This window comes from Arthrospira sp. PCC 8006 (genome assembly GCF_046480465.1).
In the GTDB taxonomy this organism is placed as follows: domain Bacteria; phylum Cyanobacteriota; class Cyanobacteriia; order Cyanobacteriales; family Microcoleaceae; genus Limnospira; species Limnospira platensis.
Genome location: NZ_PKGG01000135.1, coordinates 1 through 14,178, shown reverse-complemented (window position 1 = coordinate 14,178; position 14,178 = coordinate 1). Strand labels below are relative to the sequence as shown.

Below are 14,178 nucleotides of genomic sequence, written 5' to 3'. Positions count from 1 at the left end.
CCTTATACATTATCGTTATTTGCTGTTGCCGATAACATTGTAGCTGCTCATCCGAGGATTCGCGATCGCTCAGTTTGTTTATTGGTTGCTATTCATCCCCTCCCTGCAAGCGAGGAAGGGGAATTCCGCCACATTTTGTTAAAAATTGTCAAAATTGGAGTGCGGGTCTGGGTGTGGCCAAAGCTAACGAATTATATCCCAATCCCGTATCCGCCAAGGACCCTGATCTCGGACGAGTTGATATCGAACTTGTAGGGTGCTATCCTCAGACCTCTCCATTTGATTACCTTGATAGAATTGGGTAACTTCCCGCACCTGAGCATCAACAGTACCTTGATTGGGATTATTCTCATTGACATCAACACTCTGGACCCTAACTTCATGCTGAAAACGCCTGTGGGAATTTTCCTGCCTTAATGACTCGGAAAGCCCCATCCACCGAGCCAGGGAAGGCTCAACCAAAATTTCCCTTAATCCTTGAGTTTGATGTTCAGGACCTAGAGCGGCAGATTTAGCAGTCAACCACTGATTAACTACCTGTTGGGCTACAGTGGGGTCCAGGTCAGCCGCTAGGGGGTTGTCTGGTTCGGGTTCAGGAATAGCGATCGGAGAATTATCAAGGCGGATTTCTGGCCCATCGGCTGTCAATCTCGGTCCACCCATTCCCTCTAGGGCATTACCAATCCAACCAAAAATGGCACTCAAAATCATCCATAATAACCAAATCCCAAACAATCCCACTAAGGCTACCAAGATTAATCTTTTAACCTTGTAGTTGGATTCATGGGTTCCCTTTCCTCTAGTTCGTCTGGGAGAGTTAGGTTGAGGGCTACCCTGACCCAGTGGTGGCAGATTAGCCGTAGGAGTACCGTTTAATCCGGCAGCGCTAGAAGATGCCACCGGAGAGGGTTGATGAGATTTAGATGAACTCCCTCTGGCTGGTTTTTGGAGGTAGGTAGATTCATTAGTCGATTGATTGAATCTACCTGGGGGGGTGGTTTTGGGAACCTGTGCGGAGGGAGAATTAGCACCACTATGGGATGACTGAGAGCCTGTAGGCATTCCCACAGAACCGGTAGGCGAATGCCCATTGCTTAGACCATCAGGACTAGAGGAGTAAGGTGCTGATTGAGCGGGATTTGCAGATGTTGAAACTGCGGGGGTCGATCCCGATTGTGCGTAAGTCAATTCATGATCTGACCTACTGCTGCGGCGAGGTTGTACTACGACCCACTCATTGGATGTGGCACGCGCCTCGGCGGGAAGTGCCTCTAAATAAGATTGAACCTGCTTATTAGCAAAATATTCTTTGAGAGAAACTGACTGATTTTGCAAATCTCGGAAATGGGGAAAAACCTCTTCGGCTAACCAGTGTTCTGCATACAGACATAACCCGGGTAACAGGTCTGGGGAATCGACAGAATTTTCGCGAATAAAGGCGATCGCTTCTTGTTCTTGGCTCAAATCCAGGGCACGACTAGCTTCTTCAGTCTGTCCTAGTAACAGACAACAAACCGCCTTTTCCAAATGCACATCCTGACGGCGACCCAACTGCATTAACATTAACTTAGCTTTGCGAATCAGAGCCGGTTGGGCGCGTGCAAATCCCTGAGCCAATAAAGCATAAACGGCTAGGTATGTGCTAACGGCGGAGGGACGATGAGCCTCCATCTCAAATAGGGTCTGTTGTTCAGTGGTAGTCAAAGAACTACGCAATTGCTGGATAAAGCGTAGAAAATCCTCCACATTCAGACCAGAGCGATCGTCACCATGACCATCAATACCGCCTCTTTCATGGAGCATTTCCCGCAACAACTGCAATCCCCGGCGACGTTCATCAGTTTTCACCTCTGGCAGTTGTAGCAGTTCGATGATCCGATAGGGGCGCAGTTTATAAAGATCTGCCTGCATTTCTCCCCGTAGACTGGCAAACAGGCTTTCGCGTAACAGCAGATCTTGACCCGATTCTAGGGAAATAGCAGCGTTTTCATATTGCCGAGACTGCCACTGTTCCCGACCCAGTTCTAAATATGCTAGGGCTACCGTCAGAACCATATCCGGCACAACTAGATCGGGGTCTCCAAACCGACCATCTTTCAGACCAATAGTGCTGGTTCCTACCCAGGGGCGAGTCATGGCTACAACTTGTTCATATTCCCCTAACTCTTGCAAGATCAGCAAAGCCCCCACCAACTGGCGATCGTCTATCTCTATACTGGCTCGGTGAGAATCTGTGTCCTTTTCCCCTCCTACCCCCGACAGTGATGGGTTTGAGGGGATATCGTAGGTTTTGGCTAGAAACCCCATGTCATAGGCCCCGCGTTGGTCTGGGTCTGACAGGACTGCGTAGGCTTCATCAATTAACTGCTTTCTAGCATCGATCGCCAGATCAGAATACTCCCGCCTGGGAAGTTGCTGAATGCGATCGCCTCTAGCCTGCTTTAACTGGTCGGCAGTCGCTTGGATTGGTAAGCCTAAAATTCGGTAGTAATCGAGTGGAATACGCATTCTGGTTCATCCCCAAGGGCGAGCGACTGATTTAGGGCAGGTTTGACATCCCTCCAGACCATCCCATCCCACTGTCCGGGAGCTAGGGAAGGAGCTAGGGGAGGGCGACGGAAGAGGGAGTAGGGGAAAAAATTATCAGTTTACTATTGCTATTTATCGATTCCTTCTGCCCCTACCAATTACCATATACCGGGCGTGAACCCACCCCTACTTTCCCCGCGAATAAACCAACGGGGATTTTTAATTATATCCTACACAATGTGCTGCATTCTACCCCAAATTATAGGTTGGTCGCCGTCATTTTTCCGGTCCTTGTGCCCCTACCCTGAAAAAACTTGGGTTTTGCCCCTATTCCTATAGAATATTCTCTCGTGAGGGCGATCGCGCAAGTGCATTCATCTGTCACTACTATATAGCCCAGTGAACCTCCCCCCACAAGGGCAGGTTGATGTAGCGCTTAGGCAGCGGGAGCTATGTGCATTTATCTGTCACTACTATATAGCCCAGTGAACCCGCCCCTACAAATTATCATATACTCCGGTGAACCCGCACCTACTTATAATTAATTGGCAACACGCAGCAGTAAACAGTTTCACAAGGTAACGCAATGGTTAAGGAACGCACAGTACCTAGTTTTCAAGTCGATTCTGTAGTCATCACCCGAGAGGAAGGGTTGATGCTTTATGAGGATATGGTGCTAGGGCGCTTATTTGAGGACAAGTGCGCCGAAATGTACTACCGGGGCAAAATGTTCGGGTTTGTTCATCTTTACAATGGACAGGAGGCAGTCTCTACCGGGGTAATTCGATCTATGCGCCGCGACGAGGATTTTGTCTGTAGTACCTATCGCGACCATGTACACGCCCTCAGTGCTGGAGTTACCGCACGAGAGGTGATGGCTGAATTGTTTGGTAAAGCTACAGGTTGCTCTAAGGGTCGTGGCGGTTCGATGCATATGTTCTCGTCTAAACATAATTTGCTCGGCGGCTTTGCTTTTGTGGCGGAAGGCATCCCTGTGGCTACGGGGGCGGCTTTTCAGAGTAAGTATCGCCGGGAAGTAATGGGAGATGAAAGTTCTGATACGGTCACGGCTTGCTTTTTTGGAGATGGAGCCTGCAACAATGGCCAGTTCTATGAGTGTTTGAATATGGCGACTCTCTGGAAGTTACCTATTTTGTTTGTGGTGGAAAATAATAAGTGGGCTATTGGTATGGCTCATGAACGGGCGACTTCTGACCCGGAAATTTATAAGAAAGGTCCCGCTTTTGGAATGCCTGGTTATGAAGTCGATGGTATGGATGTTTTGGCGGTTCGAGAGGTGGCTCAAAAGGCGATCGCTAGAGCCCGTGCTGGAGAAGGTCCAACCCTCATTGAAGCCTTAACTTATCGTTTCCGGGGTCACTCTTTGGCTGACCCTGATGAATTGCGCGATCGCGATGAAAAAGAGTTTTGGTTTGCTCGTGACCCTATTAATAAGTTTTTCGCCTATTTGACTGAACATAATCTCGCTGATAGTGACGAGTTGAAGGCGATCGACAAAAAGGTTCAGGATGTCATTAATGACGCGGTTGAGTTTGCTCAGACTAGCCCTGAACCTGACCCTAGCGAGTTATATCGCTATGTTTATGCTGACGACTAAGGGGTGGGTTGATACGCCGCCAACAGGCGGGTTGATATGCCACCAATAGCGCCCGGGCTAGGGCGGGGGCGGGGGCGGGTTGATGTAACTGGTCTGTTACCACAGAAGACCCTGGTGAACCCGCCCCTACAGGGTGCTGGGGCGGGTTTATGTAACTGGTCTGTTACCACAGAAGACCCCGGTGAAACCTCCCCTACAGGGTGCGGGGGCGGGTTTATGTAACTGGTCTGTTACCACAGAAGACCCCGGTGAAACCTCCCCTACAGGGTGCGGGGGCGGGTTTATGTAACTGGTCTGTTACCACAGAAGACCCCGGTGAAMCCTCCCCTACAGGGTGCGGGGGCGGGTTTATGTAACTGGTCTGTTACCACAGAAGACCCCGGTCAACCCGCCCCTACCGGGTGGGGGGGCGGGTTTATGTAACTGGTCTGTTACCACAGAAGACCCCGGTCAACCCGCCCCTACCGGGTGGGGGGGCGGGTTTATGTAACTGGTCTGTTACCACAGAAGACCCTGGTGAACCCGCCCCTACAGGGTGCGGGGGCGGGTTTATGTAACTGGTCTGTTACTACAGAAGACCCTGGTGAACCCGCCCCTACAGAAGACCCTGGTGAACCCGCCCAGACCAGGCGGGTCTGTTGCTAACCTAGGATTTTAGTAAATGCCAGCATTCAGTGGCGATCGCCCAATCTTCCTCCGTGTGGATCACAAATACAGGCACCTGGGAATCACTGGCGGCGATGTTACCATCTCCTTTAATATTGCGGTTTTTCTCGGGGTCTAATTTGAGTCCGATAAAATCAAAATCTTTGCAGGTTTCTTGACGCACTAAAACTCCGTGTTCTCCAATACCTGCCGTAAACACTAAACCATCTAGTCCCCCCAAACTCGCTAACATTGAACCTATCCCAGTTCGCAGGCGGTGAATAAACATATCAAAGGCTAATTGAGCCCGTTCGTTGCCGCTACTCTGTTCCTTTTGAACATAGCGCATATCTCCAGATATTCCCGTAATTCCCTTTAACCCCGATTGTTGATTTAGCATTTCATTAAGGCGATCGCTATCCCACCCATATTCCCTCATCAAAAAAATCAAAATCGCTGGGTCAATGGAACCACTCCGAGTTCCCATCATTAAACCTTCTAAGGGAGTAAATCCCATAGTAGTATTCACACTAATTCCATCCCGAATAGCCGCCAAAGAACAACCATTCCCTAAATGGCAAGTAATTAACCGCAAAGACTCCAACGGTTTACCCATTAATTGAGCTACCCTTTCCCCACAATATTTATGGCTTGTACCATGAAAACCATAGCGCCTAATTCCTTTAGTAAACCATTCATAAGGAATAGGATATACCGCCGCCGCCAAGGGCATTTGACTATGAAAGGCTGTATCAAATACCGCCACCTGTGGCACATTCCCTAACACCCTTTCTATGGCTGCAATTCCCTGTAAATGAGAAGGGTTATGAGACGGAGCTAGGGGGATTAATCGGGCGATCGTCTCTTTCACCTGCTCATCAATTATAGTCGCCCTAGAATAGTCAGTTCCTCCATGCACTACCCGATGACCAACCACATTAATTTCCCCTAGATTATTGAGAACTTGAGTCTCCCCTTCTATCAGGCTATTCAACATTTGACCAATCGCTTTATCCTTCTGACTGCCATCAATTTTACTCTCCTGTTTCACCCCATTGGCTTTCACTGTCATTTGCCCAAAAGGTGGCATTCCCCAATCAATAACCGCCTCCCAAATAGGTTCTAGGGGAGATGCTGGTAGGCTATCTCCGTTAATATCATATAAGCAGCTTTTTTGGGAGCTTGAACCAGCATTCAATACCAGAATTTTCATGATTAAAATTAACAGCCTTTTAATAATAGTTTATTGATGGATTTTTTGTTTTTTTGATGATGGCGGGCAGGTTTATGGACTGGGATGGAGTGGGAGCTATTTAGTTAAAGCAATGATGGACAGCACCAAAATCCACCTTAACATAGACTAAAGACCACTTAAAGTCAAGTTAAAATCAGGTTAAATATTCATAAACATCACCCAATTAATCATAAAAACTTGCCATTTCGGTAATCTTAGGATATTAATAGAGAAACTCCGTCCTATCGGATCATCCAGAATGTTAGGATTAGCCTAACCTCCCTGGAAATATCTATCTAAAGTAGGATGTCAATAAGCCCAATCAAGGTAAATATTTATGGTAGCAGCAGCCGATCAATCCTTGGAGACAACCTATCCTCTCAGTGATGATGAGATACGGAAAACTCATGCCTACTGGCGCGCTTGCAATTATCTTTGTGTAGGGATGATCTACCTGCGAGATAATCCGTTACTAAAAGAACCCTTAAAACCTGAACATATCAAATATCGCCTTCTGGGTCATTGGGGGTCTAGTCCCGGTTTAAGTTTCATCTACATTCACCTAAATCGGTTAATCAAAAAATATGACCTGAATATGATCTATATTGCGGGTCCAGGACACGGCGCACCGGGTGTTCTCGGTCCGGTATATTTAGAAGGAACCTACTCGGAGGTTTACCCGGATAAAAGTCAAGATGCTGAAGGGATGCGAAAATTTTTCAAACAGTTTTCATTCCCTGGCGGTATCGGTAGCCATTGCACCCCAGAAACCCCAGGTTCTATCCACGAAGGGGGGGAACTAGGTTATAGCCTCTCCCATGCTTATGGTACAGTATTTGACCATCCAGAACTGATTACCGCGGCTGTGGTGGGAGATGGAGAAGCGGAAACGGGACCCCTAGCAACGGCTTGGCATTCCAATAAATTTATCAATCCTATCCGTGATGGTGCGGTGTTGCCGATACTACACCTAAACGGCTATAAAATCGCTAACCCCACCATTCTCTCAAGAATTCCCAACGAGGAACTTAAAAACCTATTCCGAGGCTATGGTTATACTCCCTATTTGGTGGAATGTAGCCAATTAGAGGATTATGCCTCGGCTCATCAGAAGATGGCGACGACCCTAGAACATTGTATCAACGAAATTCGCGAAATTCAACAACAGGCTCGTAGCAGTGGAAAGGCTACCCGTCCCCAATGGCCGATGATTATTTTACGATCGCCTAAAGGTTGGACAGGTCCGAAGGAAGTAGATGGTCGCAAAGTTGAAGGTTTCTGGCGCGCGCACCAAGTCCCCATGTCTAATGTCATTGGGAACCCCCATCAGATGAAAATCCTAGAAGACTGGATGCGAAGTTACCAGCCAGAAGAACTTTTTGACGAAAACGGAACCCTGATTCCTGAACTCCAGGAACTCGCGCCAACGGGTATCCGCCGCATGAGTGCTAACCCGTTTGCTAACGGTGGTATTTTGCGTCGTGACTTAAATATGCCAGACTTCCGCCACTATGCTGTCGAGGTTCCTAAACCGGGTCAAAGTGAGGCAGAAAACACTCGACCTCTTGGCAATTTCCTCCGGGATGTCATGGCTAAAAATATGACTAATTTTCGGATGTTTGGGCCTGATGAAACTGCCTCTAATCGCCTTAATGCTGTCTATGAAGTCAGTAAAAAAACCTGGATGGGTGAGTTTTTAGAGGCAGACCTAGACGGTAGCGAATTAGCCACTGATGGTCGGGTTATGGAAATGTTAAGTGAGCATACCCTTCAAGGCTGGTTAGAAGGTTATTTACTCACGGGATGTCATGGTTTCTTTCACACCTATGAGGCTTTTGCTCATGTGGTCGATTCCATGTTTAATCAACACGCTAAATGGTTGGAAGTCTGTAAAAAAGAGGTGCCTTGGCGCTCTCCGATCGCCTCTCTGAATATCCTACTATCTTCTACGGTTTGGCGACAAGACCACAATGGTTTTAGTCACCAAGATCCCGGTTATGTGGATTTGGTTACTAATAAGAGTCCTGATGTAGTACGGGTTTATTTTCCACCTGATGCTAATTGTTTACTGTCCTGTGCTAATCATTGTCTCCAAAGCAAAGATTATGTTAATGTCATTGTGGCAGATAAGCAAAAACATCTACAATTCCTGAATATGGATGATGCCATTAAGCATTGTACTAAAGGAATTGGAATTTGGGAATGGGCTAGTAATGATGATTGTGGTAAAGACCCGGATATTCCTGATGTGGTGATGGCTTCTTGTGGTGATGTCGCTACTAGGGAGTCTTTGGCGGCGACCGCCATTCTCCGGTCGGAATTTCCGGAGTTGAAAATCCGCTTTATTAATGTGGTCGATCTGTTTAAGTTACAACCGAATACTGAACATCCCCACGGTTTATCTGATTGGGATTTTGATAGTTTGTTCACCACTGACAAACCCATTATCTTTAATTTCCACGGCTATCCTTGGTTGATTCATAAGTTGGCTTATCGTCGCACTAATCACCCCAATTTGCACGTTCGTGGCTATAAGGAAAAGGGTAATATTAATACACCCTTGGAATTGGCGATCGAAAATCAGGTCGATCGCTTTAATTTGGTGATTGATGTCATTGACAGAGTGCCACAATTGCGATCGGCGGCGGCTTATGTTCGCGAACGCATGAGAAATGCTATCATCGAAAATGTCGCTTATGCCTACGAACATGGTCAGGATCAGGAGGAAATTAGTAATTGGAAGTGGCCGTTTTAGCTGATACCATCTCGGGGTCAACTTTTGACCAATTAGTAGGATAACTTAACTTGATTAGGCGATTCGCTGAAAGTATCGGTTTAACATCTACTGATGCGATCGCCTTTTTTCATCCTCAGCATAGACTGCTGATATCATCAATATTTCAGGATACAAAAAACATGACAATTATTCTCGCTGGAGACATAGGAGGAACCAAAACAATTTTATCCTTATTTGACGCAAATTCTCTCGACACTAGCGCCCCTACACCCCAGATAAAATCATTATTTGAGCAGACATATTCTAGTCAAAATTATATTGATTTGGTTCCCATAGTTAAACATTTTTTAGAAGCTGCATCTCAGGAAGTTTCCGAATATAAAAAACCCGAAAAAGCCTGTTTTGGTATTGCGGGTCCTGTGGTAAATGATAGCTGCGAACTTACTAACTTGAGTTGGTCGTTAGACAGCGATCGCCTTCAGCGAGAACTAGATATTTCCCACATTAAACTAATTAATGATTTTGCCGCTATTGGTTATGGTGTAGTCGGTTTATCATCATCAGATTTACACATTCTCCAACCCGGAAAACCTGATGCTTCTGCGCCTAGGGCTGTGATAGGTGCGGGAACAGGTTTAGGAGAAGGTTTTGTGATTCCCCTTCCCCAAGGCGGTTATCAAGTCTTTTTCAGCGAAGGCGGTCATACTGATTTCGCACCCAGATCCGAGTTGGAATTTCATCTCCTAGGCTATTTACGAGAACTCTATAATATCACCAGAGTATCCGTAGAAAGAGTAGTATCGGGGATGGGAATTACCGCGATTTATCAATTTTTGCGTGACCATGATATCTCTCAAGAATCTCCCGAAATTGCCCAAATTTATCATACCTGGAAACAGGAAATCGGACAAGAACACCAAACCGTAGACCTCGCCACTGAAGTCTCTAAAGCCGCCTTGGCTAAAAGTGATTATCTCTCGGTTCAGACTATGAAAATTTTTGTGGAAGCCTATGGCGCAGAAGCGGGAAATCTCGCGCTCAAATTACTACCATACGGCGGGTTATATGTGGCTGGCGGAATTGCTGCTAAAATTATCCCTTTAATACAGGAAGGAAACTTTATCAAAGCCTTGAAAGATAAGGGTCGCGTTAGTCCTTTATTAGAACAAGTACCTGTCTCTATTGTTCTTAATCCTAAAGTCGGTTTAATCGGTGCCGCATTATGTGCCACACAAATCTAAACACAAAAACTATTTCGGTTTAGGGGTTGACTTTCGGTGATGTTTATGCCATAATTATTACCATGGGAAAAGGTGGCGGCATATATAATGTAAAATCTATGGTTAAACTAATCGATAGTGAACCCAATCGATAGTTAAACAGTCAACCCTTGAAACGATAGCCGGAGGAGATAGAAACAATTAAGAATTGTGGAAGTTTCCGGGGTTGAGCAACTCGGATGTGTTATGAAGGGAATACGAAATGCGATCGCATAATCTCCTATGGTAACAATAGGCTTTTCCCGTAGAATCTGGAAGCGGTTTTTCCTAGTCTCGCTGTTTATCCTCACCATAGCCGGGTGTCGAATTTTCAGCAGTCAACCCGTTGGTGAACCGATGGTCAGCATATCCCCGCTACCCCTTCCCCAGCTTCCAGAGTGGATAAAAGAAATTAGTCCTACAGAGGAAGCCACATCTTTAGGTCAGATTAGAATCACTTTTAGCAACCCGTTAATTCCGGTTGAGCGTCTCGACTCCCCCAACCAGAGACAACAACTCAAACACTTTGACATCAACCCCACAATACCGGGAAGATTCCGATTTCTGACACCCCGGATGGTAGGTTTTCAAGCGGAAGAGGCAATTCCCCTAGCCACCCGGTTTCAGGTGACGCTGAAAAAAGGACTCAGCGACCTCAGCGACCATCAACTCGAGTCAGACATAGCCTGGACTTTCAACACTCCAGCCATTCAACTGTCAAACCTTCCGGGGACGGAAGATAACCCTGGTTTTCCTGACCACCCCATAGGTTTAGACCCCACCCTCAAATTTACATCTAACGTAGAACTAGATCTCGCCTCAGTCAACGACCATATCAGAGTCATTTCCGACAAGACCAAAAAAGCCATTCCTCTACGGGTAACACTAGATAAACCGGAAGCTGGTAGCGGGGATGTGGCGCGAGAAGACAGAGGTGGGGTATTTTCCCATAGCTGGGATTATAACATAAAATTTCAGCAAAAGCTAGAAAAAGCCAGCCGTTACACCCTAGAAATCACACCCGGACTGCAATCAAAAACGGGAAATCTAGCCAGCCAATTTCTGATTTCCCACCCAATTTACACCTACGAACCCCTACAGTTTCAAGGAATCCAATTTTATGGACAACCTAGGGAAGGTGGAACCTATGGAAGATTTACTAATGGGAGTCCTCAACTCAAGTTTAATAACGGAATTACGGCGCAATCAGCCAGAGAAAATATCACGATAAACCCGCCACCAGTAGGAGATGCACCGCCGCTGATACAATCATACGACGGTAACGATACAATCAGCTTAAATCCTTGGTCTTTTCAACCTCAAACTAATTATGTAATTACGATTGGCGCTAACCTGGAAGACACCTTTAATCAAAGGCTAGAGGAACCCATCAACCTTAACTATAAAACCGGAAATCTTGCGGCTGACCTGTGGACTCCTTCTGGTTTAAATATTTTCCCATCTGGTAACAATTTACAAATTAACGTTTCTACTGTTAATATACCCGAATCTCGCTATCAAGCAGCTTATGCAATTATCCAGCCAGAAGATTTAGTCTATGCAGAGCAAGCCTACCCACGCAGGGAGGGTAAAAATTTACTCCCCACCTCAGATAAATGGCAAAATTTTAGGGTTGATGGTGGTGCGACTAATCAAACTATCGAAACTTCGATTAATCTGCGAGATAAGTTACAAGGGAAAACGGGAATGTTAGCCTATGGAATTAAAGCCAAAACTACTTCCTATGAAAAAAATGGTGTGACGGAATGGAATGAGCCTAGCTTTTATGGGATGGTTCAGTTAACTAACTTGGGTGTGTTTTCCCAATGGTTTCCAGAGTCGGGAATGGTGAGAGTTAATCATTTAGATGACGGTTCACCAGTAGCATCAGCATCGGTGGAAATATACCAATCCCAACTTAATGCTAGATCATTTCCTCAACCAACTGCTTGTGCTAGGGGAATTACTAATAGGGAGGGATTGCTATTATTAACGGCGGAAAACCTGGGGGGATGTATGGGAGCCAGTCGGTTTAATGAACCCCCAGAACTGTTGGTAATTGCTAAAGAAGGGGAGGACTGGGCATTCACTCGCAGCTACTCCTACAGTGGTGCTTATGGCTATGGAGTTTATGCGGGTTGGGATGAAAATAAACCGATTTCTCGCGGAACTATTTTTTCAGACCGACAACTCTATCAACCGGGTGAACCTATCGCTTTAACGGGGGTGGCTTACTATTTACAAAATGGGGAATTACAGCCAGATCAGAATACGGTCTATAATCTCACGCTAGAAACTCCGACGGGGGAAAAACGAGAATTAGGGGATTATTCAACTAATCAATTTGCTACGTTTTCGGTAGAATTTACGGTTAAGCCAGATGACCCTTTGGGGAATTATGTAATTCAGGGTAAAGGTATCAATGGGGTAGAAATTGTTGGTAATTTTCGAGTAGCAGAATTTAACCCCCCTAACTTTAAGGTTGATTTGAGTCTTGACCGCCAATTAGCTGTGAGTCAGGATAAAATTATGGCGACAGTTCAGGGTGATTATTTATTCGGTTCTCCGGTAGTTGGTGGTGAGGCTAAATATTATGTGACGCGGACGGCTAGTGATTTCACTCCCCCAGGTTGGGAAAAATATCATTTTGGAAGACAGTGGTTTTGGCCGGAAGAAAAACCGACGATTTCTAGTGATGTCTTACAGCGATCGCAAAATTTAGACGCGGCAGGTTCGGGAAGTGAAATGATCACTGTTAGCGGTGATGTTCCCTATCCCCTCAGATATCAAGTTGATGTGGAGGTGACAGATGTTTCTAACCTGTCGGTCGCGGACTCCCAAAGTTTTACGGTCTTACCTAACCATCAATTGATTGGACTGAAAAGCAAATTTGTAGCTAATGTTAATCAGGCTTTTCCGGTGGAAGTGATTGTTACTGATGTTGAGGGTAAATCAATTAATAATGTTCCGGTGAAGCTGGAATTACAGAAAATGAATTACAGCAGTATCACCCGGGTGGTGGAAGGGGGACAAACTAACCGAAATCAACTGGAATATGAAACAGTGGATACTGTAGATGTCAGGAGTGGTAATACTGCGAAAACTGTAGAATTAACGGCGAGGGAATCAGGGTCTTATCGCATTCAGGCGAGATTTGCTTCGGACCCCTTAAATACACCGAAAGCTACTGATATTCAGATTTGGGTAACGGGTGATGGTCCGGTGAGTTGGGGAAATCGTTATGATAACCGCCTCGAAATTCAACTAGACCGGGATAATTACCAACCGGGAGATATAGCAACGGCTTTAATTCAATCACCCTATGGGGAGGGAGAGTTATTTTTCGCAGTAATTCGCGATCGCATTTTGTATAAAACCCTAATTCCGGTGAAAGGCGGCGCACCAGAAATCCGCTTTCAAGTAACACCAGAAATGCTACCTAATGTGGCTGTAGAAGCGGTCTTAGTCCGTCAGGGAGAACCTCTATCACAACTGGAACCGGGAAGCGTAGATAATCTAGTATCTATCGGGATGACTCCGTTAAATGTCAGCAAAAATGGGAAGTATTTACAAGTCAAAATTAACCCGAATCAATCGGAATTTCAACCGGGTTCCCAAGCCACGATTAACCTAGAGTTGACGAAGGATAATTATCAACCGATTAGCGGACAAATCACTTTAATGGTGGTCAATGATGCGATATTGCAACTTAACGGCTACCGACCCCCCAACTTAGTAGATACTGTATATGCTGAACAATCAATATCGACCCGATTAACAGATAACCGTCCTGATGTGGTAATACAATCATTGATGTCACCGTTGGCTAAAGGTTGGGGTTATGGGGGAGGATTTTCCGCCGCCACTATTGATACATCTAAGTTGCGTCAAGACTTCCAAGCGTTAGCCTACTATAACGGTTCAATTATCACGGACACCCAAGGAAAAGCCACGGTTAATTTTACGTTACCTGATAATTTAACCACCTGGCGAGTTCTGGCGATCGCTACTGACGAAAATTTAGAATTTGGGTCGGGGGAAGCGACATTTATCACGACCAAATCCCTATTATCTAATCCGATACTACCACAATTCGCACGGGTAGGCGATCGCTTTTTAGCGGGAGTTTCCATCACCAACCGAGACAACCTGAAAG

General features: G+C 45.9%; 6 protein-coding genes. 4 read left to right on the top strand and 2 right to left on the bottom strand.

Translation table 11 applies throughout. From position 1 onward, the window contains the following. Positions 1-183: 183 nt before the first annotated feature. Positions 184-2,508 carry an IMS domain-containing protein gene (locus tag B9T16_RS17980; RefSeq protein WP_006616379.1) on the bottom strand — a complete coding sequence of 775 codons (2,325 nt, stop codon included), beginning with the start codon at positions 2,506-2,508 and terminating at the stop codon, positions 184-186. Between the two features lie 607 nt (positions 2,509-3,115). Here B9T16_RS17980 and pdhA point away from each other — a divergent pair. Beyond that, complete coding sequence (gene pdhA / locus B9T16_RS17975) at positions 3,116-4,147, top strand: pyruvate dehydrogenase (acetyl-transferring) E1 component subunit alpha (protein ID WP_014276531.1); 1,032 nt, start codon at positions 3,116-3,118, stop codon at positions 4,145-4,147. Positions 4,148-4,793: 646 nt separating this feature from the next. On the opposite strand, the gene B9T16_RS17970 is transcribed toward pdhA, so the two are convergent. Continuing rightward, on the bottom strand, positions 4,794-6,005 hold the full coding sequence (locus B9T16_RS17970) for an acetate kinase (RefSeq protein WP_006618557.1): 1,212 nt from the start codon (positions 6,003-6,005) through the stop codon (positions 4,794-4,796). 358 nt (positions 6,006-6,363) lie between these two features. On the opposite strand from B9T16_RS17970, the gene B9T16_RS17965 reads away from it, so the two are divergent. From B9T16_RS17965 to B9T16_RS17955, 3 genes are all read left to right on the top strand, one after another. Continuing rightward, complete coding sequence (locus tag B9T16_RS17965) at positions 6,364-8,781, top strand: phosphoketolase (RefSeq protein WP_410245396.1); 2,418 nt, start codon at positions 6,364-6,366, stop codon at positions 8,779-8,781. Between the two features lie 161 nt (positions 8,782-8,942). Then, a complete protein-coding gene (locus tag B9T16_RS17960; RefSeq protein ID WP_410245397.1) occupies positions 8,943-10,004 on the top strand; it encodes a glucokinase in 1,062 nt (353 codons plus the stop codon). Between the two features lie 261 nt (positions 10,005-10,265). Beyond that, positions 10,266-14,178, top strand: a 3,913-nt coding sequence (locus tag B9T16_RS17955) for an alpha-2-macroglobulin family protein (RefSeq protein WP_410245395.1), incomplete at its 3' end; no start/stop codon positions are given.